Here is a 26,488-nt window from a genome sequence, read left to right on the forward strand (position 1 = left end):
CGTCGCAGGCTCCTACAACAGAATGTCGGCAGACTTGCCGAGCAGCCAGATAACGGCAACCAGCAGCACCACACCCACCACCACAATGGCCCCGAATTTGGTCCAGGTGGCTTTCTCATTGCGGACTTCGGTGAAGGTGTGCAGGGCGGCAATGGCAACGTTGATAAAGGCAACGGCCGCCACGACCAGCCCCCCGATAACAATGCCGTCCTGCAGGTAGCCCTTGATTTGTCCGGACAGCCCGCTTCCGCCTCCGGATTCAGGCGCTTCAACGCTTGGCAAGTCCGCAAAGGCCGGTTTGCAGGTGAGCCAGCCCAGGAGGGCAAGCGTACCGGCGCGGGTCAGCGTACGACTGGCGAGACGGCGCAGGCGGGCAACAACAGACTCAGAATGGTGCATGGAATTCATCTCCTGACTTAACGTTCATAATCGGGTTAACTGGCAAACATCCAGATACACACAAGCAACAGCAGCACGGTGCGGACGGCAAAACGCCCCAGGGCCGCGTCCCGCACTTTGGTGTTACTCCAGCCGGTCCAGACATCCGACAGCGCCCACGCGGCCCATAAAAAAAGAAATGCCAGCAGTGCCCCGATGCAGAGCAGATGAAGGATGTTCACATCAAGACTGCCGGAGCCGGCTTTAAACGCGTTCGTTTGTTCGGATGTCATGGGCATCAGGGCCGCTCCCGCCGGTAATTACCGGCCACATAAGACGGGTCACGCGGTTGCGCGCGGGAGGGCTCCAGATAGCGGTCAATGCCGCTGCGGATGGTGTTGAGATCGGATGTGGCCTGACGGTAATCAAAGAAAAAGCGGCCACGGTCAGCCGGGTCGGCCTGTGCAGCCGCCACGCGGGCCCGTTCAAGCGACGCCTGAACCTGGTCCAGCTGACGCTGAACAGACGCAAGCTCGTCTTTCTCGGATGCCTGTGCAGCAGCTGATGCCAGAAAGGTCAGCAATACCAGGCCAGTGATGCCCGGGACACGACGGTTGCGCCGCATGGCCGGACGATTTGAGTTCATACGCACCTCCAGAAGGATTAAGGGGTGCGGACAGGATGCGGAAGAGGGAGCGTCGGGTCAGCGATAAACCCTAAACAGGAATTTCAAAATTAATTGCAGGTCAGTGCCGGTGGCAGGTTTAGCTGTAAATAAAGGTTCATTGTGATATTAAGAAAACTCAACGGTAAACAGAGGGAAAATGAAAATGATGAAGACTGTTCTGAAGGCCACGTTAATCACTGCACTGATTACCGGCCCTGTTCTTGCGGCCGACGGTACTGGCAAAGTCCAACTTTCAGACCTGCATTTCGCCACAGCAGCAAATGGTTTGCAGCAAATTGAAGGCACGGGAACAAACGTGTCAGGTGGGCCTGTGAAGACTGTAATTGTCAAATTCAACTTGCTTCAGAATGGGGCAGTAATAGGAAATACGGCAGCGATGGCTGAAAATCTGGAGCCGGGTCAGCAATGGAAGCTACAGGCACCCTACGACAGCATAACCAACAAGCCAGACAGCTTCAAAGTGACAGAACTGACGGTATTTAATAACTGACACTGACGCGCCAGTAACAGTGGTTTCATGGCTTGTCTGCTGACGGCAGGCGCGCAAAACAAGTTTTGCACGCCTCCGTCCAGCCCTGATTTAAAGATACTTCTTGAATGAGGCAGTGGTCACGGTCACGGCGATACCCAACAGGACAGCCGCCGGCAACAACAGCAGATTGGGGTAGACTGCAGTGGGCCAGGAAAGGTACAGCATGGCGGGCACCACGGCTGCCGGTTTGACCAGTTTCTTGGCATGGTGATAGACAAAAGAACTTTCATACCCCGCCCCGTAACGCCGCAGATCACGCCGCCCCAGCCCCTCAACCAGGGCCACCACCACGACCAGCACAAACAGCGGGACGGACAGCACCAGGATGGTGACGCGTACCAGTGTGATAATGCTTATCCATACCGTGGCCAGCAGGTATTCACGCAGGTAGCCGGCAAGCCAGCCGCTCCAGCTGTTGATTTCCCGCGTGACTGCATTGTCACTGTGCATCTGGTGCGCATACTGCTGCCGGACCCAGTCAAGGAAGCCACTGTCCACAAAGGCCCACTGATACGCGGTGCTAACCCAGCGCACAACCGTCACCGATGGCTCAGACAGCAGCAGGCTGCGGGTGAACTCTGTGGACAGCCACCCCAGCTCGGTGTTCATGACCGCTTCACTGTGCGCCGCCCCGGCTTCCGGCCAGAAGAAGGCGATGCCGATATATTCAATCAGCAGGCTCAGCAGCAGCGAGGACAGCACCACGCCCACCAGGGCCCATGGCCAGCCCCAGAGCAGATTATACAGAATGCCGTGCTTGCGTTCCGGCAGCGTCTGCTGCTGTGGGGGACGTTTTACCTCAGCCATTCGCCCCTCCTGTGACCGGCACGTTCAGGGCCGGGCCGTCCCGCCACCAGGATTCGCCGCTGTGATAGCTGCGCCGCATCTCCTCCGCTATTTTCTCAATACTTTCCGGCATCAGCACATCATCAGCATCCCCGGCAGGCAGCGGCATGCGGATTTTCCACAGTTGCCCTCCTTCCAGCAGGGCAAACGCCTGCCCTTTTGGTAGCGTCACGATATCGGCCGGCTCCAGTAGTGGGACTTTTACCGTCCCGACGCGGTCCTGGGTGCTTGAGGTGAAGTCCTGGTCTGCATTGACATCCGCCGTGTCCTGGTGCCCGGAGACCAGCGTTTTGGTGTAAATCTCCACCTGCGGCAGCTGCGTGGTCAGCAACTCGGCGGTGCGGTTCTCCCTGACGCGCAGCATAATCAGGTTGTTAAAGTTACCCTGTACCTGGGCCGTCTTGGCCGCATTCCCGATGCGTGCCTCAATATCAGAAGACGTCTGGGTATAGGCCGTCACCTGCATGCCGGCACCGCCCCCTTTGTTGATGAGAGGAATAAACTCATACCCCATCAGCTCGTTAAACTCATCGCAGTGCAGGTTAATCAGGGACTTCCCTTCTTTCCCGCCCGGCAGGCCCGCATTGATACCGTGTTTATAAATGTGCCCGGCCACACTCACCAGATCGGCGAACATGGAGTTACCGACCGCGCTCGCCACTTCACTGTCACTGAGCGCATCGAGCCCCACATACACCACGGCTTTTTTACGGATGATCTGTTCCCAGTCAAAAATCGGCCGCGTGTCGTCAATGTCCTGATAATCCGGCGACAGCAGCTCGGCGGTCTTGCCGGTGGTCAGTTTTTCCAGCAGCGGCAGCAGCGACGCCACGATTTTGTCAAAGTAAGTACGGTCATAACGTACCGCTGACCGCAGCCCGTCAAGGATGGGATCATAGAGTTTTTTACCCTCTTCTGAACTCAGGGCAACCTCAATGGCCCAGATACGTAAGGCATCCGGCTGACCCTGCATGTTACGGGGCACGTCGTCCTCTCCCAGCACCTGCTGATTATTCTCAATCTGCGTCTGCAGAGCCGGCAGCTGCGCCTGGATGATTTTTTCCGCATAGCGGATATAGAGATCGGCGATATTGTTCACGTAGCGCATGATCAGCGTGTAGTCAGGGCGCTCACCCAGGGCGACCAGCGCACGGGCGATGATGTTGACGAACCGCCAGGCAAATTCGCGAAATGCCGCGCTGTTCCCCTCACCCGACAGCTGACCGGCCACGCGGGACGCCACCTCTGACACGCGACCAAAACGCCCGACGGCATTATAACGGGCTGAAATTTCAGGCCAGCCAAGATGAAAAATATACAGCTTGTCCCCGCGTCCGGCCCGGTGGGCCTCTGCCCAGACGCGTTTCATCAGGTCTGCGTCGCCTTTCGGATCAAACACGATGGTGACTTCACCCCGCCGGATATCCTGGGTGACCAGCAGCTCTGCCAGCCGGGTCTTCCCGACGCGCGTGGTGCCGTACACCACCGTATGGCCAACGCGCTCCCCCAGAGCCAGGGTGACGTCTTTTTCGTCGGGCTCGATGCCGTGCAGCGCCGGATTGCCGCCCACCGGTGGTAATGGCCGCACCGGGTTCAGCGGCGTATCGGCACTCAGCAGCTTACCCAGCCAGGGCAGACGGTGCTCTGTCATCATTTCGAGCTGACGCGCCCCCAGGTAAAAGCGGTTTGGCTGCAGGTAACGGGCCACTTCAGGGCGCAACGTATCCTGCAGCCGCTGGGTGTGTTTCTGCGTCCAGCGGAACCCCCGGCCTAGAAACAGGCGACGATGACTGACGGGGATCTGTTTAGTACTCATGACATAGCGCGGCAGGCGGCGGAGATTCCGGCGGTAGCGAATAATCTTCATCCCCTGATGCGTGCGGGTGACGGCCAGCGCCGCAAACCCGGCTGCGGTGACATAGCTGACAGACGGAGCCAGAGCGACAGCCCAGGGTGCCTGCACACAGACATACGCCGCCATGCCCGATACCACGGCGGTATTCAGCTCAACGGCCGGACGCAGCAGGGCCTCAATGACGTAACGGTTACTCATCGTCTGCCTCCTTTATAATTTTACCGTCGGCTATACGGATATACGTTCCCCTCCCGGCACCGGCTTCCCTGCAGGAAAGGGAGTGGTAACGCAGGGCATCCGCCAGTAAGCGCCAGAGCACATACAGAACATTCGACAGGATGAAAAAAATGATCCATACAGCCCGCAATGACAGCAGGTAATTGTTCGCCGCGGTTTCTGTGGAGACGGCAGTGACGGTACAGGCTGCCGGCTTTGCATCAGGCGGAGCCGCATTATCAGGCGCCGGGCATTCCTCCCACATGTAATGTCCGGGCGGCGCGGTGCGCCATGCCGTTGCCTCCTTCTGCAACTGGTCGTTCAGGTCACTGACCGGATGGCCGAAAACAAGCCAGGCGAGCAGGTAGACACCGCCGAAAGCGGCAGGCACGAAAACGGCATGACGGAATAAACAGAACACAAGCCACAACGCGTAACGCAGGCTGTTCAGGAAGATGTGCATAAAAGATTCCTCAGAGATACTGCCGGACGTCCTGACCGGCGAGAATGGCCAGCAGGCGTTGCCCGCTGATGATGCGCAGACGCGGTGACGCCGTGCGAATGGTGCGGCTCATTTTTCCGGTACGGCCCGTGTGGATAAACAGCCCCCGGCGGCCGGACTGCAGGAGAAGCCGGTCGAAGTCCTCAACATGTGCGGGGGAAACAGCACGACTGTACCGTTTGGCCTGGATAAGCCAGTGCTCACCGTCAATGATGACCTGACCATCAAGGCCGCCGTCACCGCTGTAGGAGGCATTGCGCACCACGGTCAGCCCCTGGCGTTCAAAGGCAGAGAGCAACAGCTCTTCAAAGACATAGGGACTGACTTTGCGCAGATAGCTCAGACGCTGCCCGTCTCCCGGCAGGCGGGTCAGTTTATCCAGTACCCGCCCCGCCGTTGCCCGGTATCGCCGGTGACGGCGGGTGCTGGCTTTCTCCCGCCGACGCAGGTTCAGAAAGGCCATCACCACCAGGAAAAGGACAACCAGTATGACCGCCCCGTAAGGGTGCGCCATCAGCAGACCGTTGATATCTGGCGCGCTCATCACGGCTTAACCTGCTGCGTCAGGCCGGTATCGGTGATGAGTACCGGATAATGCGCAATCTGCAGGCGACGGGCCAGTTCGCTGCCGGAAGCCGGGGCCAGGCTGACACCGGGTGCCAGCTCGCGCAGCTCGCGCACGGTATCCATGTCTGTGACGTTGACTATCATCCCGGCCGCATGCTGTTCAGCCAGCGCGCCGGCATTGGCTTTCAGCCATTCACGGGACAGAGCATCATCCCCGATCAGAAACAACGCCCCAATGCCGGGCAACTGCAGCGGCCGGTCTGCTGTATTCCCCGGGCTCAGTTCAGGTGTGTTAACGGGTAACATACCCGCCATCCCGTCAGCCAGCGGAACACCGTGGTCCGGCTGGCGTGAAGGCTGTACGTCACTGACGCCGGGCATGCCGGGCTGTTTATTAACGGCCTCAAAATACGGCGCAGCATCTTCACCGCCCAGATCAGCAATCACATTCAGTTCAGCATGGCCGGTCAGGGGAAGGAGGGTAAACAGCAGTAAGGACAGCGTTTTCATCAGGGTTATCTCCCGGGTTCAGTCCAGACGAAGCCTGGATCGGGGGTGAGCGCAGCAACCGAGCGGGGCGCTTCAGCTGCCGGCGCAGAAATGCGGGGTGCAGGGCTGATTTTTGCCAGATGCCCTCTCACAATGGCGCGGTAACGTGCAGCAGGCTGACCACCTGCGGGATGGTGGTAGCAGCCGGCCGCATCCAGCCAGCTGCCTGGCTTACGCGCCCAGCACTCACGCAGAATGGTGGCGGCGGCGTTCAGGTTGGTGTAAGGGTCAAACGCATCCCACGTCGAGGCAAAATGATGACCGTTCCAGCCCAGATTGACCTGGGCAATACCGACATCGATGCGCTTAAGCGGGTGACGCTTCATAAAGACCTGCAGCGCCTGCCAGGCCTGCAGGCGCGTCTCATAGCGATACCCTTTGCCTGCCACATTGATGGTCCAGGGCCATGGCCGTATTCCGCGGGGAAGTTTGCGCGAAGACTCGCTCAGTGATACCGAGTAAAGCGCTTCGGGGGGCACGCCGTGCGCCATGGCCACGCGGACGTAACCCTCCGGCACCGTCTGGTCAGCATGGCCGTCAGGGACGGCCGCCATCAGTAAGCCCAGCGCCAGCGCGCCGGTCAGAATGCTGCGATTGCCCATTTACCGTCTCCCGCCTGCTGCAGTAAAACCGGCATCAGGCCGTTACCAAAGCGCATCCACCGGCCGCCGTCGTGGTTAAGCGTGATCTGGCGCTTGCGGACCTTTTCCACGGGAATGTGATGGTCCCGCGCCCAGCTGCGAAGCGCATCATCACTGCCCTGGCTGTCGACCAGATAGATGTCCACCGGCCGGTTGTCAGCCAGCACGGCAGACAGTTTCGCGTCGCAGGTTGCGCAGTCTTTTGACCTGACGAACAGTGCCAGCCGGCCGCCACTGTCGTGCGCCACGCCGGAGGCGTTCCCCATATTGACCGGCAGTGTGCCCGGATACAGGCGCTGCCAGGCCGCGTTCACCTCACGCTGGAAATCAAGCTCTTTCTGGGTGCGGGCAAACTCTTCCTTCACCCACTTTTCAGCAAACTTACGGCGCTCTGCCGGCGTCTGCGCCTCGATACCGAGGGTGGAAAGCGGATCGAGACCCGGCGACTGGGTACCCCGGGGTCCCTTCATCAGCTGCTGATAACGCTGATAATCGTCGGCACTGAGTCCCCACTGACCGGCCTGCTGCTGCAGGTTTTGCTGTGCGGAGTCCGCCCGTTGTGTTGATTCCTGTCGGCTGACATCCGTCTGTCCTGATGTGGTCGCGGCCAGGGTCAGGGGACTCAGCAGCATGGCGGCTAAAAAGGTGTGTTTCAGTTTCATCATTCGCTCCGTTATTCTGCTCTGAGCACGGTCAGGCGGCCGTTAACCCGAAACGTCGCCTCACCATAACCGGCACTGACCAGCGTCCAGCCGGCAACGGTTTCGCCCTCTCCGACCAGGGCCACCTGCGACAGGCTGCTGTAGCCCCGGGGCGCGATGGCAGCCCAGGACTCTGCCCCCCGCTTCTCCACGCCCGTCAGCACAAAAGGCGCATTGCGGGCCACGCGAAGGGACGGAGCAGCACGACGTGTGTCAGCGGGACGGGGCTTTTTTGCAGCAGGCGCGTTTTTTTTGACCGGTGCGGCGACAGGTGCGGCGGGTGCGGGTGCCGGCTGTGATTTCAGCGCTGTCAGCTGCTCAGTCAGCGCACTCAGGCGGGTTTCCAGCCCCTGCTGGGCGTCCTGAAGGGTTCGCAATGACTGACGCACGGCGTCGTCGCTGCCGGCCTGTTTCGCAGCAGCGCTCAGCTCCTGCTGCATCTCACCAAGTTTTTTCCGGGTGTCCTGCAGACCGGCTCTGAGCATGGTCACATCTGACTGCAGGGTCGCGACTGTCTCAACAGTGGCCGCTGTACTGCCCTGAGATTCAAGGCGTGTAAGGCGTTCATCAAGGTTTGATATGCCCAGACTGAAGGCGGTGTAGCCCAGCGCCAGAATGCCAGCCAGCGCCACACCGCCGGCAGCGCCCCAGATGAGACGGCGGCGGGGACGCCAGCTGAATCTTTTACGGGCCGGCGCGGGGTCCGTATGGAATGGTTGCTGTTCGCTCATTTTCTCAGAAACCCTCCGCTGACAGGTTTAACGGGTACTGACTGAGGTGTTCTGATGGCCGGTTGTGACACTGCTGACGGCGCAGGCGTGGACCAGGTGCTGACCGGCGGCGGAAGCTGGGAGACCGGCAGCTGGTAGCCATCGCGCAGGATGTGGCAGACCACCCGCTGCACATCGTCCACTTCCAGCTGCCAGGCCGGACCGGCCATAACCTGCAGGGCAGTACGCAGGCGCATCGGGCCCAGCTGGTACTGGACTGCCGGCAATGCCTGGCGGTAAAGCACGCCGTTGGCGGAGCCGGTCGCGCACAGGGAATAACCAGACTGGCGCAGGGCGTAACGCAGCGCATCCGCCACGGTAGGATGCAGGGATGACGGGATGCGAATATCAATAATCTGCGAGAGAGGGTCACGCTGGGCCGCCTGCGGATCGGTACTGACCAGCAGATAACGATCGTAGCGCACCACTTCCGGCGTCCGCGCATACTCGTCCGGAGAGACCGGCTGAACGTTGCGGGTGACGGTGGTGCCGGGTGTCGGGTCGGCAGGCGCACGCTGTTGCAGATTTTGCGGCTGGGAAACGCAGCCCGCAAGGAGCAGCAGGGGAAGAACAGTGGCAAGCCTGCCTGGTGAAAATACGTTATGAGAGGTGTTACGTTTCATCCGGAATTTTCCTGTAAAGTGATAAAACAGCCCTCACTGTGCGGAATCGGTCCGGTTTCACTCAATTAACAACTGATTTTCCGTTGATGAAAAAAAACGCCGGCAAAAGCCAGCGTTTTTCACTAATAGCGCGCTGTCAGGCTACTTTATGGGGACGATGGGTCACATCGCCGCGGCCTTCAAGCAAACCCGCAATAGAAATGTCTTCGTCCAGCGCGTCCCAGTGGATACCACGGGGACTCAGTTCATAGCTGTTAAGCTGTTCAGTTGAAGCATGCAACAGGCGTGGAAACCATGCCAGCGGCACACCGATGGTACGGGCGTCGTTGAGTTCAACCCACATCGTGGCCTCATCGAAGCTGACCCGTTTAGCTGAAATAGTCATTCCAGGCCTCCAGAAACAATGCTTGGTTATCTTCAACGATCCCCGTCAGTTCTTTTAATACCCGTGAATTAAACCCATCGTTACTGGCCAGTGCCACTGATGGCGTTAACCAGAATTTGGCTTCACTACCTGCTTTCATTACGTGAATGTGTGCAGGTTCGAGCGGGTTACCTTCATTAGAATAAAAAAAGAACCGGAAACCGTTGATCCTCGGTATAACAGGCATGTCAGTTATCCTTAAATGCTGACCGGATTATGTGTAAGTTCAGAGCAACTGCCATAAAGGCTGTTCAGAGTGCATGGATTGCCGATTTTGGTACTCCATACCCGAATCCAATGAACGGTATATCGTCATCGAAGTCCATCGGCGGCGCACCGGCACTGCTGCCGGAAGCCTGGCCACTGTGACTCGGTCCGGAAGGTTGCTGAGGCTGGCCCCAGTCATTACGGGAAGACGTATTCTGACCGCTGCCGGACTGCCGACCGCCAAGCATCTGCATGGTCCCACCAATATTGACCACCACCTCTATGGTGTATTTATCCTGGCCGGCCTGATCGGTCCATTTGCGTGTGCGCAGCTGGCCCTCGATGTAAACCTGGGAGCCTTTACGCAGATATTCACCCGCAATTTCTGCCAGCTTGCCGAACATAACCACCCGGTGCCATTCGGTCACTTCTTTCTGTTCGCAGGACTGCTTATCGCGCCAGCTCTCAGACGTGGCCAGAGAAAGGGTGGCAACTGCACTGCCGTTAGGAATATAACGAACTTCAGGATCCTGGCCGAGGTTTCCGACAAGGATAACCTTGTTAACGCCGCGTGAGGACATAATCATTTCTCCTGTAGGGAATAAAAGAAACACCCCGCGAACGGGGTGTGTCAGGTGCGCATCAGAATGAGTTCTCTGCGTAGTTTTGCTGTGCGGCAGAGCCATTCTGCGGCGGCATGGAGTCAGATTTTTCAGTCTTGTAAACCATGTCTTGGCCTATTTTTATCCAGTCCACCTTTATCAGGCGGGCTTTCAGACTGACGCGCTGTTCGCCGGCATGGTCGCCTTTGTTCAGCGTAAATATGTCCGTGGACGGGTTACTCAGGTTAAAGCCCAACAGGACTTTCTTGTCTTCATCGACGGCTTTCTGGCAGCGGGCGATAAGGCTGGTAGCCTCTTTACCTGCGACAGAAATGTCAAAACGGACGTAGGCCGGATTATCAGTCGGACCACTCAGTGCATTGATTACGCAGCTGAGGAACGAGCCATTCTGATGGTTAACCTGGCGAATGTTGCTGAGATACCCGATGCCTTTGATAGTCAGGTTGAAGTACTCAGATTTTGCAGATGCAGAAGTGTTGTTTGCAGACATGATGTTTTCTCCATGGAGGTAAAAATAGGTACGACGGAGAAACCATGTGCCCTGACGGGAGTAGTTTCCCGTCGGGGGTCAGGATCGGTTGAATCCTGAGAGTCTGGTATGTTGAAGGAACCTTCATCGCCGCGTCGTAATGCGCTTGTACAGGCGATATCTGCTTTCAAAGGTGCGCAGATGTACCAAAGTTTGCTCCCTTTCAGGTTACAGGAGCTTTCGCTGTAGCCACCCGAAGGCGATTCTCACAGGCTACTGAATCATTGGTGGTCGTATGAACGACGGTTTAGCACTTTTATAATTAAACCGTCCTCCCGGAATGTCAACGGTCAAAATGGAAAACGTGATCCGTAAAAATAAAAGGGCACCGTCTCCGGTGCCCTGGGGTCAGTGCCTTAACCTGCGGTCGTCTCATCTGTCTCCGGGGAATAATCCCGACGCGGTTTTCACGGAGTGCATGCGTCTTACAGGTCAGTTAGTGTGCAATAACTTCCTGCCAGGCCTGCTGCGGGTAAATCCCGTTAAAGTTTACCTTACAGCACCGTGGCCAGCGGGGCACCTATGCATCAAAGCCTGGCAACAATAGCAGAACCCGCCCCGGGGTTGTACAGTGAAATAGTTCAATACTGCGCGGATTATTCTGTTTTAGCCTTAACCGATGTTTTTTTACGCTTCGCTGCTTTCTTCTTACCTGTACTGATAATTCCCTCACAGTCCGGATAGCGTATGCACCCCCAAAAATCGCCATTTTTACCTTTACGTTTACGTGTGGGGCCTTTACATAACGGGCAGGGAGGCGTGACGGGAGCGGTGATTTTCACACTGTCCTGGCGGCCTTTTTCGACAAGGTGACGGGTCCACTGCAGCTGCTTTTGCATAAAGACCGCAAGCGACATTTTCCCCTGCGAAATATCATCCAGTGCCTGCTCCCATAATGCGGTCATGCCCGGGCTCGTCAGCGTTTCCGGCAGGGCCGCAATCAGCTCCCGGCCCATCTGCGTTGAGTGGATGTGCTTCCCTTTTTTCTCCAGATAGTGTCGTTTGAAGAGGGTTTCGAGTACTGCCGCACGCGTCGCCTCTGTGCCCAGACCTGCGTTATCACGCAGCACTTTCTTCAGCTTCGGGTCACTGACGAAACTGGCCGAGTTCTTCATGGCAGCAATCAACATCCCCTCCGTGAACGGTTTGGGCGGACTGGTTTTCATATCCTTAACCTCAGAACCGGTGACAGCGCAAATATTCCCTTTTGCCAGTGCCGGCAGCGCCATACTGTCACCGTCGACGTCCTCTTCATCGTCATCTTTTTCAGCCTGGAACAATGACTTCCAGCCCGTCACCACACCGACTTTCCCGCGTGTACGGAACAGCTGGCCACCGATATTGAAAGACGCCTCCGTCACGTCAGATTCCTGCAGCGGAAGGAACTGGGCGAAATAATGCTGGCGAATCAGATGGTAGACCTTCAGCTCATCGGCGCTAAGGCGCGACAAATCAAATGCCTGTCGGGTGGGAATGATGGCATGGTGCGCGGTGATTTTCTTGTCATTCCAGACACGCGAGACAAACTGCCTGTCCAGCTGATTCAGTACCGGGGCCACAGCGGGATCGGATTTTGCCACTGCCGCCAGAACGTCGGGTATTTCCTGCTGCATCGAAGTTGGAAGGAAACCGCAGTCTGTCCGGGGGTAGGTGGTCGCTTTATGGGTTTCGTAAAGTGACTGAGCAATGGCGAGCACTTCATTTGCGCCCATTCCGAATTTTCGGGAACAGACCTGCTGAAGGGTGCCCAGGTCAAAACAGAGCGGCGCAGCCGTTTTCTCCCGCTTCTGTGTCACCTCCAGTACCGTAGCCCTGCCCTGCTGCTGACAAAGCTGTCCCACCGCCCGGGCTGCCTGAGGATTGATGCAACGCTTTTCCTCGTCACAGTACTGCTCAACGGGCACCCACCCAGCCCGGAACCGGACGCCCTCTTTTTCAATAAGCGCATGTACCTGCCACCAGGGCTTTGGCACGAAGGACGTGATTTCATTATCCCGGTTAACCACCATGGCAAGCGTCGGCGTCTGTACCCGCCCGACGGACAGCACTTCTGACACCCCTGAGTCACGGGCTTTGAGGGTATAAAGCCGGGTCAGGTTCATACCGATGAGCCAGTCAGCCTGGCTCCGGCCCTTGCCGGCATCATACAGCAGGGCTGTTTTTTCCCCCGGAAGAATACTGCTCAGTGCTTCCTTCACACTGGCCTCATCCAGGGCTGATAACCAGAGCCGGCGCACCGCGCCACTGTAGTGGCAGTATTCCAGCAGCTCACGCGCGATAACTTCTCCCTCGCGGTCGGCATCGGTGGCGATTACCACTTCAGAGGCCTTTTTGAGCAGCTTACTGATAACGGTGAACTGCGATTTTGTCTGCTCTTTGACGACCATTTTCCAGGCCTCAGGCAGCACAGGCAGAACATCGGCACGCCATGGCCTGCCATACTGCTCGCCATAGGCTTCAGGGCTGGCAGTTTCGAGTAAATGGCCGACCGCCCAGGTCACAACGATGTTACCGCCGCTGATAAATCCCTGCTCACGCTTGCTGATACCCAGCACGCGGGCAATATCCTTTGCCTGGGAGGGTTTTTCACACAGAAAGAGTTGCATGTGTTGCCTCCCGCATCAGCGTTTTTCACCCGCCGCAACAGCGCGGACATCATTCATCAGCTTCGTGACGCCGGACCCGGCCAGACGCTGTGATGATGATGAGCGATAGACAACATAGAGCCTGCTGCCGGACCCGTTTTTCTCGATTTCGATATCCAGGTGATCACGTCCGTTCCAGTCGGAGCCCATTTTGTAGTAGCTGCCCGGCATGGCGTCCCAGACGGGATGCGCATCATCTTCAGCCGCCGCTTTCCAGTCCCCGTCATTTGCGGCCTGCCGCAGTGCCTCAAGCTCCTGTGTGGAGATAAATTTGTAATGGCGCTTCAAGCGGGCCGCCGCGGTATCCACATCGACCGGCACGGAGAACGTTTTATCGACGGACTGCATGGCCTGTTGCCCCGCCGGGCTCATCAGCGGCATCCCGCCACTTTCTCCGCTGCTGTTGCCGCCTAACGTTTTTGTCAGGGTCGCAGCGGTATCGCTGACCTGTTTATTAATCGCAGCCCAGTCCGTTGTTGCGCATCCGCTCAGTAAAAAGAAGGAGGTGAGGAGGAACACAGGGCGAATCATATTATTCCTCCTCTGCTATGGTGTTTTTAAGCGGAGGTGAGAACGAAGAACGTTTTTTACCGCTTAACACATCCGGATCAGGTTCGCCATTTCGCTCAATGGCAACAAGCCCTTGCGTGGTTTTTTCTGCAATATCACGGCGAGTCACTGCAAGTGTTCGGTAAGGCTGAATCACGCCATAGACCTGACGAACAGCATGGCCACCATTGTCCAGGATAGCGTCACGTTGCGAACGCGAAATCAGTCCGTAATGAAAAGCCTGGAAAGCTTTCATTGCTAACTGATCATATCCAACCAGAAGCCATACGCACCGGTATCCTAACGGTGAACGGCTGAAAACGCTGACATTTAACGGATCGGCTGATTCAACTTCCGAGAGCGTTACCCCTTTGGGTACGGCTGACAATATGGAATCCAGTGAACTGACGTTTTCATTAATTTTAAGTGTTGCTCGTTGCAGGGCTTCTTCGAGCCGTACCAGAGCCATATCGGCATAGGGATTATCTGCCGCTGAGTCTCGGGAAGCATTACCAGCTCGCGCAATGGCTTGAGGCATGCTGATTATTTCAGGCCTCTTTTTTTTCACCCCTGTCTCGTCCGGAGCATCACGTTTCCTGCCCTCCCAAAGCCGGATTGCATAATGTGTATGGAGCAGGATATTAACAGAGGACTGTAGGGCCCCCGCTCGTGAAGCGGTTGTTCCACCCTTTGTTTTACCATCAGACATGTCTAACGCCTCTCTTTAGTGGGTAATGAGTTTTGACACGCTTGAGATAGTCCGGGCGAGAGGGGTATATGAACAACTTAAAACCAGATCGTCACCGTTACAAATTTGCAGAACCGTCATCTCTTTTATGGCGAAGAAGTATTGCCTGGCTTTTAACCAGTGTTGCCACTGGCAACAGTGCTCGCTTTTTAGCCAGTGTTGCCAGTAGCAACGGTGCTCATTTTTTATCCAGCGTTACCAGTGGCAACAGCGCTCATTTTTTGGCTGGCATTTTCACTGGCAAAGGTGCATGACTTCATGCTCCGCTGCCTGTAAAAATCTGCAATCTTATGAACTTATGATTTTTTCCCGAATTTTCTTCACCAAATCCCTGATATTTTCCTCCGATACCGGGTGGGCAGAGGCGCGTGGTTCGGGTTTCCACAGCTGTTGTTCAGGACGCTGAGCGTTTTTTTGCACGGCACTCTCAGGCGAATCATCAGCCTGACGGGGCGCGTATAACCTGCCCTCACGGGCCTTTTTCATTACGGCCAGCAACCAGCCAACCGGGTTGCTGAGCTGCTGGCGTGCCATCACCTTTTGCAGGCTGAGCAGCACAAGTTGTGCCTGTTCTTCAGGCAGCGCCTGCAGCTGTGCGGTCAGCATGGCAATATCTTCTGCCGGCACAAGTTCATGCAGGCTGTCGGGAAGCACAGGTTTACCCGGTACGTACGTATTTTTATTCACACTGTGTGTGATACTACGTACGTAATGGTTCGGTTTCCGAACCCGGTCATAACTGCCTGTTTTTACTGGCAGTACGGATTCCGAACTCAGTGAATTGTTGTGTCTTTCTGGACTGAGTTCGGTATCCGAACCCTGTTTTTTAGCGACGATTCCTGGCCGTTTATGACTGAGTTCGGTATCCGAACCCGGGGCGGGACAGGGTATTCGGTAATGACGTTTCGCCATCTGGCTGGCCGTCTGTGGGCGGTCCAGACGCGATTCGATCAGCGCAAGATGGCTGCGATAATGGCGCATGGTGGGGTCGTTTTTTATATCGTCGAGCACTTCACGGGCGGTCTGGCTGATAGTCCGGTTTTTACTCAGGCAGGCATCCGCCACCGTATCAAGGAAGCGGGGGTCGAGCATTTCCGCATCGCTGAACGTCAGGGGCTCATCGTGCTGAGCATAGATATTTCCCCTCACCCGCCCTTTATCATCACGCACGCGTTTACAGAGGCTGAGCCAGCCGGTTATTCGCAGCATCAGCAGGACGCGGCTTACCGTTTCCCTTGAGGCTTTTCCCTTTCCGGGTGAGGCAAGCTGCAGCTGCAGTTCGTCATAGCTGGGGAAAACCGCCCCCTCATTATTCTGTGCATACAGCCGGATCATCATCCAGCCCATCTTGTCCAGTGGTGACAACCGCGTGTCGAGCAGAAGGCGGCGGGGAATGGAATCATGCACATTTCCGGTAAACAGCAGGCCGTTACGTATCCTGCCATCATCCCGCCGGGGACGGGCCGCAAGGCGGGCATTCATTTTATCCAGCGTATAAGCAATCAGGCTTTCTGCAGGCAGACTCATTATTTTTCCTTTTCGGCCGCCATCACGGCCGTTCTGAACTGTCAGTATGCTTAGTACTGCACACGCGTACGGGTGCAGGGTAAACAGGCTGTCATGCTGCTATTTCCGTATGGCGCTGTTATAGCGTTCGTGGCTGAGAAGAAGCCATGTCCGGCCTTCGTTGCGACTCAGCAGACGCCAGAACGGGCCGAGATCGATTTTGTAGTAACCGCAGCCTTTCTCATCGAGCCGGGTGTAATTACGCGCCCCCTGCCGGAAATGGCGAACCTGACGTAACGCCTTCTGACAGCATTGCGGCGGCGTACCATGGGGAGCTCGCAGCCCCGGCGCAACCATTCTGTATTTCATGCCGTCTTCCTTACCGGCGTTCGGGCCGGAGAAGGCTGCCGGGTCTTGTGCCAGCCGCGGACCGCATGCCAGACCGACGTCAGCGAGACGTTCATCTGTTCTGCAGCCAGCATCATTACGTCCAGCCCGTCAGCACTTTCCGCATCTTCAACGCCGGACTTTTGCCACTGACGCCACAGGGCGGCGTTTTCCTCATCACCCAGTGCATTACCGCGCCCCGGCCGGACATCGATACCGGCAATACGACGGCGGGCCGCCACGTCCGTACTGGATAGCCCGAAGTAATTGGCCATCAGTTCAATGGAGCCGCCCAGCGCCAGCGCCCGATCGATACGCTGGAGCCGTTTCTGCTCCGTCCGGGCCTGCTGCAGCATGCGCACCAGATTGCCGTGATTGATGCCCACACTGATGATCGACACCTCACTGCCGGAAAGGTAGTGAAGCTCTTCAAGCGAGAGCCCCTGCAGCATCTGCATTTCCTCGCGGTTCAGTCCCAGCGATTCGCAGCGGCGCAGATAGCCACTTCTCAGATCCATAACCAGCTGCATCAGCAATCCGTTTGCAGCCTGAGATAAACTGTTCATCCTTCCCCCTTAATCCTGACGGTAACCAATGGCTGCCGGACCCCGGCCGCTGACACCCTGATGAAGACGGGCATTTTGTCCGGCTTCATACCCCTGATAACGTGCTGTATCCGCCCCGCGACAGGCTTTCAGTTCACGGGTTGTGACTGTTTTCATACTGCGACTTTCCAGCCAGTGGCTCATCACCTGCTGCTCTTCGCTGCTGATGTCAGTCGCCGATATCACCTCACGCACCCCGCATACCCAGCCGTCACGAAACTGCTCCACTCTCGCCCGGCGTGTGGCCAGTTTCAGCCGCTTACTCTGGGTTTTGAGATAAGAATTTGTGGCATCTTTCAGCTGGCGCGTCAGCACATCAAAGGCATAGGCTGCTATCTCAGGTTTTTCACTGAATCCGTAAAAGGTTACCGAACGGCGATACCCGGCAGAGGTCTGACGCCATGAGTAATAAGCGCAGCAGCCAAAGGCATGACAGACGCCCCCGACAAGGGTCACCATCCATTCCGGAACTTTTTCAGCATCCGAAGGGGCCGTGCGGGAAGACGCTTCGCGCACGGATGTAAGGCCGGCGTCAAGCTCGCTGATACCGTATCTGGCCATCAGCTTCTGGGCACGCTGCAGAGCCAGTCCTGCCTCATGGGCATTACTGTTGCTGCGGCCCAGCTTCAGCAGTTTCCTGACAAGATTCAGCAGTCGCAACTGTCGCTGTGAGTTATTCATCACTGTTATCCTCCCCGTACGTCAGACCGCGTTGCAGCTCCCGGAGACGGCGCATAACGCGCATCAGGCGGAGCAGTTTCAGAGCATCTTCATCTGTCAGGGCAGGTGCTTCCCCCTCACCCGGGCCGCCGGTGAAAAGCTCCGGCAGACCACACCCCCCTGCCGCAGGATGCAGCGCAGGCGCTTCGCCGGTCAGGCCCAGCAGAAATGCGGCGGCTTCAGAACACACCTCACCTGCCCCGACGTAACCGGCAGACATGTCCTTGTCGCGTTGAGGAAGAATTTCATCTTCGCAGCCAAGGACCTCACCCAGCTCCCATGCCAGACGAAAAGCGGTATTCTGCAGGTGTTCGATATCGTCCTGATAGGCCGGCACATGCCAGATGCTGTCATTAGTCACCGGCGCGTCATCCTGCAGGACAACTTCAGGTTCTGGTGTTAAAAGAGAAAGCAGGCCATCCTCCCCATTGTCCTCTTCTCCACCATTCTCTTCTCCGTACCCATCGGAGAGGGTAACCAGCCCGCTAACATCCCCGCTCTCACCTGAAATAACCGGCGCGGCACCGTACATATCTGGCTGAACCTCATGCCGGGGGGGCTCATTAATCGGTGTTTCAGTAGGAGAAGACGCATTACCCGGAACGGGCGTTACAGCCCCTCCTGAGACCTCAGGACGTGAACTGGAGACAGGTAGCGGGACGCCTTCACTCTCATCTGAGCCTGTGGTATGCAGGGCGTGATCAGCATTAACAGGCTTGTTTGCGGCGGGAAAGGCAACCGTCTCCGGCTCGCCAAAGTGATGTCTGCGGTTGCGTTCTTTAGGATCGAGTTCCATCATCCAGCGGTCATAGTCCAGTTCCGGATGGGGTAACGCCTGCAGTAAATCACCGATAAATTCATCGCGAAACATCTCCAGAGACCACAGTTCCGGTGAGTTGAAACGGCCACAACACTGGCCAAAAACGTCGCTGAAGGATTTGTCGCCTGTGTCTGAAATCAGGCAAAACTCATCCCACACGCGTTCCGCATCATGCCGGAGCGCCAGCAGCGCCGTTATCTGCGGCCTGCCGAGCCCGGACTCAAGCAGGTCTGGGATCCACGGATAAAGATATTTCAGCGCATCTTCCATACGGCTGACTGTTGAGTAATGGACTGGCAAACCTTCATGGGTCAGTAGCTCTGACAACTGACGCAACGAAACCGTCTTTCCCATCTGCTCTTCATATATAGAGCGGGCTTTATGGATCCCCTGCGCTTTTTCAATAAAGCTCAGCTCCCCGCGCACTTCATTCTCTGCCAGATGGCCGATAACACACTGCAGCCGTCCCGGCCACGGCTTGAACAACACATGGACGCGGAAAAACCGGTCTTCTCCGGTCTCATGCCACAGTTCTGACAGGATCTGATAACGTGTATTACCCCCGTCGCTGAAGATGTACATATCTGGCTCACCATCCGGGTCACGGGTGACTTTGGGCACGGTGTCCAGCCCGCGCGAACGGATGGAAGTCTTGATATCGTCATAACGCGGATTGCGTGATGTGCGAGGATTATCAGGATTCGGGCTTAACTGGTCGAGCGTCAGGACCATGGGCATTTCAGCCGCCGGCATGACGCTGATATTGCCGGCCGCCTGCGACTGGCGTCCGGGCTGCAGCATGGCAGCCCCCACATTAGAACTTTTACGGCTCATGCCTGTTTCCTCCCGCTGCGGTAACCGAAGTCATAGCTGCCTTCCTGAAATTCCGAAAACAGTGTGTAACGCCCGTCAAATTTGACTTTTACCGTGCCGGTTGGCCCCTGCCGCTGCTTGCCGACAATGATCTCAGCCACGCCGGCATCAGGGGTGCCGGGGTTATAAACCTCATCCCGGTAAATAAACATGATGAGGTCCGCATCCTGCTCCAGTGCACCAGAGTCACGCAGGTCACCATTATTGGGGCGTTTATCGGCCCGCTGCTCCACCAGGCGGTTGAGCTGGGAAAGCGCCAGTACCGGACAGCCCAGCTCTTTACCGAGCGCCTTAAGCGAGCGGGAAATTTCCGCTATTTCCTGCGTGCGGTTTTCCTGCTCGGGGGAGCGGACAAGCTGCAGATAGTCCAGCATGATGAGAGAGGGTCTGCCGTATTTGCGAACATAGCGACGGGCGCGGGCGCGCAGGGTAGCCGGGGTCTGGTAACTGGTATCATCAATGATCAGACGGTTTTTCCACTCAATAATGCGACCGGTAGCCGCGGATACGCGAGCCCAGTCTTCATCATCCATGTTGCCGCTGCGAAGCCGGGACAGTTCCACCCGGCCTTCCATCGCCAGCAGGCGCATCATCAGCTGCTCCGAGGGCATTTCAAGGCTGAACACAAAGACGTGGTCGTCAGGTTTTGCGCCCACGGCCGCGGTGCAGGCGGCCATGGCCAGCGACGTTTTCCCCATGGAAGGACGGGCGGCCAGCAGGGCCAGATCGCCGGGCTGGAGACCACAGGTCATCGCGTCCAGTTCACTGAAACCGGTCGGTGTCCCGGTGAGGCCGTCACTGGCGGACATACTTTCCAGATGCGTCAGCAGTTTATCCAGCGCCTCGTTAACGCCGGTCTCACTGTTGAGCTGCATGGCTCCCTGTTCGGCAATGTTAAACAGCTTACCTTCGGCCGACTCAAGGATGCCGGCCGAGCTGGCTTTCGGGGCCTGCACATCGGAAAGAAGACTGTTACCCACTGTCATCAGCTGCCGCAGGCGGCTTTTCTCCGCCACCACCCCGGCGTAAGCCAGGATATTGGCTGCAGACGGCGTGTTTTTACTCATTTCAGCCAGATAAGCAAAGCCGCCACACTGTTCAAGGTCGCCTCTGTTCTCCAGCCGTTCCGTAATAGTGATGAGATCGAGCGGTAGCCCTTCTCCGGCCAGCTCGGCCATCACGCGGAAGACCATACGGTGCGGCCGGGAAAACAAATCTTCCGGGGAGATTTGCAGTATCACCTCATCCCACCGGTCGTTATCAAGCATCAGTCCGCCCAGTACGGCCTGCTCAGCCTCATAAGAGCATGGCATCATCGTCTCAGACATGACGCACCTCCCGGGTCAGAACGTCACTGAAATGGCTCTGCCACTCAGGGAACAGTTCACACGCGAGGTCGTGCATGGTGACGGCTGCGGCCGGACCTTTGCGGCGTGTTTTGTATTCCAGACGATGCACGGGCTGCTGCTTGACGTGCCCCAGTTTGAAAATATCCAGCGCCTCGATACGGGTATCGAGTAAACGATAAACGTCACGGTTGCCCAGCGCAGAGGCGTCGTAGTGTTTTTCGTTAATGATGGCGGCAAGACCGTCCATTGCTTCACGGTCAAGCAGGGTGTTTTCGATACAGTTGACGAGAATGGAAATATCAGGAAGGCGGATACCGTAATTTTCATAGGTTTTCAGGCGGGTAAGCATATGAAGGGAGCCGCGGATAAATTCACGGACATCCGGAAGGATGGGCTTAACAACGCCCATCACATTACCGGTAGAGGACAGGAGGGAAAGTTCGGTCATGACGCCTGTTGCGCCTTTCGAATCCACAATGATGGCGTCATAACGGTTAAAGAAAGGATGCTGAAGTATGTTACGCAGGCGAAGACGGCCGTCTGCAGCGTGGAGCATCGCGGTCGGCAACAGCTCGTCCGGGTCGTTAGAGTAGATGACATCGAGATTTTTTATGGCGGTCTGCGAAATGCATTGCGTATGGTCACTGACCATCTGCATTAGCAGTTCATAGAGGCCGCAAGGGGATTCATGCTCCAGCGCGAAGATACTGCTGGCTGTGGGCTGGGAATAGTCTGCATCCACAAGGAGGGTGTTCAGGCCAGCATCGGCAAGGAAACCGGCAAGGTAAGCAGCAAACGTGGATTTGCCTTCTCCACCTTTGGGAGAGATAACGGGAAGTATTTTCATTTTGCACACTCTTTACAGTATGCAAATACGCCTGTTTACAAACTATTAACTTTGACTCAGGGATTGAAAATCCCCGTGTCCTTGGTTCGATTCCGAGTCCGGGCACCACTCATTTATAACCCTCGCTTCGGCGGGGGTTTTTGCTTTCTGAGTCAACAACTTGTTGGTTTATCAGTAGTTACCTCTTTTTAATTTCCTCCGGCCCCGCTTCCCGGTGGTACAAAAAGGTGGTACAAAATGGGCATTATGATAAAGCCTACCAAAGACCGTAACGGCACCTACTACATCCGCAAAGCGGTTCCTCAGGAGCTACGTTCCGCTATCGGCAAAGGTGAACTTAAACGCTCTCTTGAGACGAAAGACCTTGAGCATGCCAAACTCAAAGCTCCTGCCGCACTGGCTGAAATCAACGCGATCATTCAGAACGCCAGAGCAGAACGCTCAATAACACCGGATGACACAGAAGTAATCGCCTCAGTATGGATGACCAAAATCCTCCAGCAACCGGAAATCATCAAAGCACGTTATGTACAGCAATACGATGAGGGCTATGGCCTGACCGCTGATAACGGGCAGTTAAGCGAATGTCTGCGTAAAGGTGAGCGGGCAGGCGAAGCTGATTTCCGGCTTGTCACCCAACTAATGCAGCCAGAACTTGAAGAAGCTCTTCGGTGGACACCAGCGGTACTGACTCCTGCATGGCGACAAAAGCTCGCATGGCGTCTGGCTGAGCACAGACTCAGTACAGCGGAAATGTACATCCTTGATGAACTTCCAACATACGCCGCCATTACCGCCACGCAGAAACAGAAAAGCCTGACCTTCGCGGGTCTGTTCGAGCATTACAAAGCACACATCAGCCGCACCGAGCCTGACAGGGAGGCATCGCGAATCCGTGATTACACCCCATCGGCTAACCGCTTCATCAAATTTATCGGTGATAAACCCATACGGGATATCTCAAAAGGCGACCTCTCGGCGTTTCGTGCTCTGCTGGAACAGGCTCCAGCTAACCGCAGTAAGTCCGTCAACTCGTTGTCACTGGAGGAGCAGACCAAAGCACAGGGGAAAAAACTTAGCGCCAACACCGTAAGAAACATCTTCATGCATCTGTCAGCCATGTTCAGAGTCGCACTCGAAGACGATCTGCTGGACGAACATCCTTTCGACAGTTTCAAAATGCGTAAAAAAGTGCAGGTAATCAACGAGGATATCCCGTTCACTGATAACGAAATCAGGACGATGTTCCGACTACCATTGTTCCACGGCGAGCCGTCTCTCTATGGCGAAATGGCCTACTGGGTACCGATAATTCTTTACTATACAGGTGCTCGCGTTGAGGAGATCGGACAGTTACGCAGGTCCGATATTGTCGATGCTTTCGGTGTTCCCTGCTTCAAAATCCAGATGGGGGAAGAGCAATCAGTCAAAACTGCTGGATCCGTGCGTTACGTACCGATACACAGCCATATACTGGAACTGGGTTTTATCGATTTCGTCAACACCAGAGAAGGTCAACTCTTTGCGGAGAAATCTGACATTAACGACAAATACGCCTACAACTACGGTCGTTGGTGGGGGCGGCTGATCCGTAAGCATGGTGTCCGTAAGGAAGTTAAGCCCTCTCACAGCTTCCGGCACTACTTCATTACCCAATGCCGTGCTCTGGACGTCCGGGAAGATACGCAGAACAATATTCTCGGGCATGTACCCGGCTCCGTTCCACGGCGTTATGGCAGCTATCTGATTGAAACAAGCCGGGTACTCATTGAGCAAATCCCCAGACTGGCGCTAAAACGGTTGAATAAGCAACTTTCAGCGGTATAAGGCACAGTAACTCACTGGAGATTATCGATATGCTAAAAATTCCTGATACCGATTGGCGGATCGTTGACGGGGTCCCCCATGTTTCCGTTGATTTCTTGCGGAAAAGGACACCTCAGGCAGTACGATTCACGCAATGGGTGCAGCGTACACACGCAAATTTACTCAAGGCTCCCGAAAATGTCCTGTCACGCTGCACATCCGGGCTAATTGACGGCATTATTCCCGATAAAAATGGCTGGTTTTCTGCTTATGATGCTCTTGCCCTGCTTACTTACAGCATCCACAGCAGCCAGAACGAGCCACTCATTGACGCCATCGGACAAAAAGCGGGTTTAGAGCTACCAGTCAGGCCCGGAGAAAGCAGGCTTGAAGGGCAGTTTGGCATCAGATTACGCGATTTGATATCCGAATTGAGAAACCAGCCGGATTTTGTCCATTATGAGCTTGAGCAGCAGAAACTTATTGGCCGCTATCGGGTGGATTTCTTCCTTACCGAACAGTGGTATACCGATATGGCAAAAGGGGAAACAGCTAAACGCCAGTTCATCATTGAATTCGATGAGGCTGCTCACAGGACAACGCGTTATCTGCTAAATGATAAACGACGGGACAGGTGGTTCAGGGAAAATCTGCCCGGTGTAACGCTAATCAGGGTCAGACATGAGGAACAGGAGACATGGCTTCAGGCCGTCCGCCACCTGAAAAGATTCATTCGGCTGGAAGATTGCTATGCTCACTGCCTGCGGAAGGCATGTGTTGCTCGTCCGGGTCCCGAAATGCGAATAAACAGCACGTCCGTGCGAAATGCTTACAATGCAGAGCAAAACATGTGTAGTTTTCTGCTTAAACGCCCTACACAACCCCTCCGCGAAATGGAAAACCTGCTTCTACGACTTGGCATTCCTTATGAGAAACCGCGTGATGTCCACTTCCGGCGGGCGTATCTCAGAACATACGGAATTTAAACGGGCAGGTTACAGGAAAAGTTACAAAGAAAGCCTCACAGGACGGGGCTTTCGGGCTGTTCAAACGTTGTAACCTTTTAAACGTCCCCCAACACACCCTTATATAGGATTCTATAGGTTTACTAATATTTAACTACTCAAATTCATCTATTCTCTCGGTAGTTTAAAGATATAAATCCCTTAAGGCAACAACGAAAACAAAGACCGTGAGAAGCATAAAAAAAGTGCAAGCTTTCAGCACATCAATAAAGCCAGTATGCCCTGTAAATCAACGGAATCAGCCTGCGTCGGTATAAGGAGGTTGTAATTAACCACACAGGAGTTCTTCGATGATGTACTACCCCGTAAAACGCTCTCAAACGCATCAGGTGGCGTTCAGACTTCCACCCGACACTTACCCACCAAGTGAATGCTGGAGGGCCGTACAATGAGTCTGAAACGTATCTTATGGCAAGCAGCGAGAGCAGCACTGACCGCCTTTCTTGCTGCTATTCTGAAAGCTTTGTCATCGGGTTTCCCATCACCGGAACCAGCCTGACGAACCAGCCTGACCCACACCCTTTAACTAATTGTCCCCCTGCCAATAACCATGATATGCTGAAAAAACCTACCAAAATGCCAAACCGACTCTGTGGCAGGGTCGTGTGTAGCATTCCACCGTAGCGGTGATGGCAGATCTTTAGGGCATGGCCTATTGGCAGGGTAAGGAGTTCACATGGCTACTGTCGGCTACGCCCGCGTGTCCACCACCGGGCAAAGTCTGGATGCACAACTCGCTGCTCTTTCCGGCTGCGAGAAGATATTCAGAGAGAAGATAAGCGGGGCAAAGGATGATCGCCCCGAGTTACAGGCACTACTGGAGTTTGTACGTGAAGGCGACACCGTAGAAGTGACAAAACTCGACCGCCTCGCCCGTAATACCCGCCATCTGCTGGAGATATCCGAATACCTACAGGGTAAAAGCGTAGCGTTAAACATCCTCAACATCGGCATTAACACGGCGACGCCGACCGGAAAACTGATGTTGACCATGATCGGAGCCATCGCCACGTTTGAACGCGAGATGATGCTGGAACGACAAGCAGAGGGAATTGCACTGGCAAAGCTGAAGGGCAAGTACAAAGGTCGGAAAGCGACGGCCAGAAATAAATCTCAAGAAGTCATCAAAATGGTCGAAAACGGTATGAGCAAACCGGAGATATCCCGACAGTTGGGGATTGGCATAACCAGTATTTATCGCATCATTAGAAATGAACGTCCAGACCTTTTGAACCTTTGACAAGGATAATCTTCATGGCAGAACAAACTCTAAAGCAATCTAAAGATCCATCTCTGGCAGCAATTTTATCATTTATAATTAGTGGTAGCGGGCAGATTTATAACGGGCACATACTCAAAGGAATTATGCTGTTTGTTTGTGCATGTATACTGGGGGTGTTATTTCTTCCACTAGCATTAATCCCAGCTATTTATGGTTGTTTTGATGCTCACTCATCAGCCAAGGCAATTAATGCAGAAATTGAAAAGGATGAGCAAAAAGATGAACAGTATATTGACTCTTCTGATTTCATTGGAAAAATTAAAAAACTGTCCGCACTCTTAAGTGCTGGCATGATTAATCAGGAGGAATTTAATAATAAGAAAAATGGGCTGATTGCAGAGATATGCATGAAAAAACTAAAGGAAGATCCTTTGGAGTTCCTAGCTTTGTTAGTACCGCTAAAACAAAGTGGAGTACTTTCCGATGATGACATATCAGTGTTGAAAACCATAGAGTGATAGTTTGACCATCGTTAATGGCCCAACGCCCCTTTCAAGGACGTACTTGCAGCCATTGAGTATGGTACAAAATAGTGGTACATTCGGAATCGAAGCGTAAAGGTAACTTACTGTTATTCGGTGATTTCGTTGTTATAGAAACGAATCCTTGGTTCGATTCCGAGTCCGGCACCACTCATTCAGAGAACCCAGCCTATGGCTGGGTTTTTGCTTTTCT

General features: G+C 55.2%; 32 protein-coding genes. 6 read left to right on the plus strand and 26 right to left on the minus strand.

Features of this window, described 5'->3' with window-relative positions; genetic code table 11:
* Positions 1-12 precede the first annotated feature (12 nt).
* The 3 genes from AAIG39_RS22480 to AAIG39_RS22490 are packed head-to-tail and all read right to left on the minus strand — an operon-like array spanning position 13 to position 1,024.
* Entirely contained in the window at positions 13-399 is a 387-nt protein-coding gene (locus tag AAIG39_RS22480) for a TIGR03745 family integrating conjugative element membrane protein (protein WP_006785968.1), read from the minus strand.
* 35 nt (positions 400-434) lie between these two features.
* Positions 435-677, minus strand: coding sequence for a TIGR03758 family integrating conjugative element protein (locus tag AAIG39_RS22485; RefSeq protein ID WP_003029734.1), 243 nt, complete (start codon positions 675-677; stop codon positions 435-437).
* Positions 677-1,024 (minus strand): integrative conjugative element protein, RAQPRD family, encoded by a 348-nt coding sequence (locus tag AAIG39_RS22490; RefSeq protein WP_006785967.1) that lies wholly within the window; start codon positions 1,022-1,024, stop codon positions 677-679. Before AAIG39_RS22490 ends, AAIG39_RS22485 begins: the two co-directional genes overlap by 1 nt.
* Before the next feature lie 184 nt (positions 1,025-1,208).
* Between AAIG39_RS22490 and AAIG39_RS22495 the strand changes: the two genes are divergently transcribed.
* A complete protein-coding gene (locus AAIG39_RS22495) occupies positions 1,209-1,556 on the plus strand; it encodes an FxLYD domain-containing protein (protein ID WP_016808262.1) in 348 nt (115 codons plus the stop codon).
* A gap of 90 nt (positions 1,557-1,646) precedes the next feature.
* Here the strand turns inward: AAIG39_RS22495 and AAIG39_RS22500 are convergent, their stop codons facing one another.
* From AAIG39_RS22500 to AAIG39_RS22575, 16 genes are all read right to left on the minus strand, one after another.
* Entirely contained in the window at positions 1,647-2,405 is a 759-nt protein-coding gene (locus tag AAIG39_RS22500) for a TIGR03747 family integrating conjugative element membrane protein (protein ID WP_006785966.1), read from the minus strand.
* The gene (traD, locus tag AAIG39_RS22505) at positions 2,398-4,497 is read right to left on the minus strand and encodes a type IV conjugative transfer system coupling protein TraD (protein ID WP_006785965.1); all 2,100 of its coding nucleotides are present in this window, start codon (positions 4,495-4,497) and stop codon (positions 2,398-2,400) included. Before traD ends, AAIG39_RS22500 begins: the two co-directional genes overlap by 8 nt.
* Complete coding sequence (locus AAIG39_RS22510) at positions 4,490-4,978, minus strand: hypothetical protein (RefSeq protein WP_006785964.1); 489 nt, start codon at positions 4,976-4,978, stop codon at positions 4,490-4,492. The genes traD and AAIG39_RS22510 overlap by 8 nt, the downstream gene beginning before the upstream one ends.
* A gap of 10 nt (positions 4,979-4,988) precedes the next feature.
* Entirely contained in the window at positions 4,989-5,561 is a 573-nt protein-coding gene (locus tag AAIG39_RS22515) for a restriction endonuclease (RefSeq protein ID WP_006785963.1), read from the minus strand.
* A complete protein-coding gene (locus tag AAIG39_RS22520; protein WP_006785962.1) occupies positions 5,561-6,094 on the minus strand; it encodes an integrating conjugative element protein in 534 nt (177 codons plus the stop codon). Before AAIG39_RS22520 ends, AAIG39_RS22515 begins: the two co-directional genes overlap by 1 nt.
* A gap of 5 nt (positions 6,095-6,099) precedes the next feature.
* On the minus strand, positions 6,100-6,735 hold the full coding sequence (locus AAIG39_RS22525) for a lysozyme family protein (RefSeq protein WP_006785961.1): 636 nt from the start codon (positions 6,733-6,735) through the stop codon (positions 6,100-6,102).
* A complete protein-coding gene (locus AAIG39_RS22530; RefSeq protein WP_006785960.1) occupies positions 6,714-7,436 on the minus strand; it encodes a TIGR03759 family integrating conjugative element protein in 723 nt (240 codons plus the stop codon). Before AAIG39_RS22530 ends, AAIG39_RS22525 begins: the two co-directional genes overlap by 22 nt.
* Positions 7,437-7,447: 11 nt before the next feature.
* A complete protein-coding gene (locus tag AAIG39_RS22535) occupies positions 7,448-8,206 on the minus strand; it encodes a hypothetical protein (protein ID WP_160840699.1) in 759 nt (252 codons plus the stop codon).
* Positions 8,203-8,868: a PFGI-1 class ICE element type IV pilus protein PilL2 gene (pilL2, locus tag AAIG39_RS22540; RefSeq protein WP_032636767.1), complete on the minus strand. Its 666-nt coding sequence runs from the start codon at positions 8,866-8,868 to the stop codon at positions 8,203-8,205. The genes AAIG39_RS22535 and pilL2 overlap by 4 nt, the downstream gene beginning before the upstream one ends.
* Before the next feature lie 136 nt (positions 8,869-9,004).
* Entirely contained in the window at positions 9,005-9,253 is a 249-nt protein-coding gene (locus AAIG39_RS22545; RefSeq protein ID WP_004115558.1) for a DUF2442 domain-containing protein, read from the minus strand.
* Positions 9,237-9,479, minus strand: coding sequence for a DUF4160 domain-containing protein (locus tag AAIG39_RS22550; protein ID WP_032636764.1), 243 nt, complete (start codon positions 9,477-9,479; stop codon positions 9,237-9,239). The genes AAIG39_RS22545 and AAIG39_RS22550 overlap by 17 nt, the downstream gene beginning before the upstream one ends.
* A 64-nt stretch (positions 9,480-9,543) precedes the next feature.
* Positions 9,544-10,080, minus strand: a complete 537-nt coding sequence (locus tag AAIG39_RS22555; protein WP_032636762.1) for a single-stranded DNA-binding protein — start codon at positions 10,078-10,080, stop codon at positions 9,544-9,546.
* 61 nt (positions 10,081-10,141) lie between these two features.
* On the minus strand, positions 10,142-10,612 hold the full coding sequence (locus tag AAIG39_RS22560) for an STY4534 family ICE replication protein (protein WP_032636760.1): 471 nt from the start codon (positions 10,610-10,612) through the stop codon (positions 10,142-10,144).
* A 635-nt stretch (positions 10,613-11,247) separates the two neighbouring features.
* Complete coding sequence (locus tag AAIG39_RS22565) at positions 11,248-13,257, minus strand: DNA topoisomerase III (RefSeq protein ID WP_032636758.1); 2,010 nt, start codon at positions 13,255-13,257, stop codon at positions 11,248-11,250.
* A gap of 15 nt (positions 13,258-13,272) precedes the next feature.
* Positions 13,273-13,827: a hypothetical protein gene (locus AAIG39_RS22570; protein WP_032636756.1), complete on the minus strand. Its 555-nt coding sequence runs from the start codon at positions 13,825-13,827 to the stop codon at positions 13,273-13,275.
* Position 13,828: 1 nt separating this feature from the next.
* The gene (locus tag AAIG39_RS22575; RefSeq protein WP_032636754.1) at positions 13,829-14,554 is read right to left on the minus strand and encodes a PFL_4669 family integrating conjugative element protein; all 726 of its coding nucleotides are present in this window, start codon (positions 14,552-14,554) and stop codon (positions 13,829-13,831) included.
* A 68-nt stretch (positions 14,555-14,622) separates the two neighbouring features.
* Between AAIG39_RS22575 and AAIG39_RS22580 the strand changes: the two genes are divergently transcribed.
* A complete protein-coding gene (locus AAIG39_RS22580; RefSeq protein WP_139152775.1) occupies positions 14,623-14,847 on the plus strand; it encodes a hypothetical protein in 225 nt (74 codons plus the stop codon).
* Positions 14,848-14,881: 34 nt separating this feature from the next.
* On the opposite strand, the gene AAIG39_RS22585 is transcribed toward AAIG39_RS22580, so the two are convergent.
* The 7 genes from AAIG39_RS22585 to AAIG39_RS22615 all read right to left on the minus strand — a co-directional run bounded on the left by AAIG39_RS22585 (position 14,882) and on the right by AAIG39_RS22615 (position 21,700).
* Positions 14,882-16,120, minus strand: a complete 1,239-nt coding sequence (locus AAIG39_RS22585; RefSeq protein ID WP_032636752.1) for an STY4528 family pathogenicity island replication protein — start codon at positions 16,118-16,120, stop codon at positions 14,882-14,884.
* A 99-nt stretch (positions 16,121-16,219) separates the two neighbouring features.
* Positions 16,220-16,468, minus strand: a complete 249-nt coding sequence (locus AAIG39_RS22590; RefSeq protein WP_032636750.1) for a ParE family toxin-like protein — start codon at positions 16,466-16,468, stop codon at positions 16,220-16,222.
* Complete coding sequence (locus tag AAIG39_RS22595) at positions 16,465-17,052, minus strand: DUF2857 domain-containing protein (protein ID WP_020899225.1); 588 nt, start codon at positions 17,050-17,052, stop codon at positions 16,465-16,467. The genes AAIG39_RS22590 and AAIG39_RS22595 overlap by 4 nt, the downstream gene beginning before the upstream one ends.
* Before the next feature lie 9 nt (positions 17,053-17,061).
* Positions 17,062-17,772, minus strand: coding sequence for a DUF2786 domain-containing protein (locus AAIG39_RS22600; protein WP_032636747.1), 711 nt, complete (start codon positions 17,770-17,772; stop codon positions 17,062-17,064).
* Positions 17,765-19,465, minus strand: coding sequence for a ParB family protein (locus AAIG39_RS22605; protein ID WP_032636746.1), 1,701 nt, complete (start codon positions 19,463-19,465; stop codon positions 17,765-17,767). The genes AAIG39_RS22600 and AAIG39_RS22605 overlap by 8 nt, the downstream gene beginning before the upstream one ends.
* The gene (dnaB-PI, locus tag AAIG39_RS22610) at positions 19,462-20,832 is read right to left on the minus strand and encodes an SPI-7-type island replicative DNA helicase (protein ID WP_032636744.1); all 1,371 of its coding nucleotides are present in this window, start codon (positions 20,830-20,832) and stop codon (positions 19,462-19,464) included. The genes AAIG39_RS22605 and dnaB-PI overlap by 4 nt, the downstream gene beginning before the upstream one ends.
* Entirely contained in the window at positions 20,825-21,700 is an 876-nt protein-coding gene (locus AAIG39_RS22615; RefSeq protein ID WP_032636742.1) for a ParA family protein, read from the minus strand. Before AAIG39_RS22615 ends, dnaB-PI begins: the two co-directional genes overlap by 8 nt.
* Before the next feature lie 237 nt (positions 21,701-21,937).
* Here AAIG39_RS22615 and AAIG39_RS22620 point away from each other — a divergent pair, with 237 nt between their 5' ends.
* From AAIG39_RS22620 to AAIG39_RS22635, 4 genes are all read left to right on the plus strand, one after another.
* On the plus strand, positions 21,938-23,527 hold the full coding sequence (locus AAIG39_RS22620; RefSeq protein WP_122008382.1) for a site-specific integrase: 1,590 nt from the start codon (positions 21,938-21,940) through the stop codon (positions 23,525-23,527).
* 29 nt (positions 23,528-23,556) lie between these two features.
* Positions 23,557-24,492 carry a hypothetical protein gene (locus AAIG39_RS22625; RefSeq protein WP_057056247.1) on the plus strand — a complete coding sequence of 312 codons (936 nt, stop codon included), beginning with the start codon at positions 23,557-23,559 and terminating at the stop codon, positions 24,490-24,492.
* Positions 24,493-25,207: 715 nt separating this feature from the next.
* The gene (locus tag AAIG39_RS22630; protein WP_122008383.1) at positions 25,208-25,771 is read left to right on the plus strand and encodes a recombinase family protein; all 564 of its coding nucleotides are present in this window, start codon (positions 25,208-25,210) and stop codon (positions 25,769-25,771) included.
* Positions 25,772-25,785: 14 nt separating this feature from the next.
* Positions 25,786-26,271, plus strand: coding sequence for a DUF5683 domain-containing protein (locus AAIG39_RS22635; RefSeq protein ID WP_196594954.1), 486 nt, complete (start codon positions 25,786-25,788; stop codon positions 26,269-26,271).
* Positions 26,272-26,488: the final 217 nt, after the last annotated feature.

This window comes from Phytobacter palmae, assembly GCF_039409775.1.
GTDB classification, from domain to species: Bacteria; Pseudomonadota; Gammaproteobacteria; order Enterobacterales; family Enterobacteriaceae; genus Phytobacter; species Phytobacter palmae.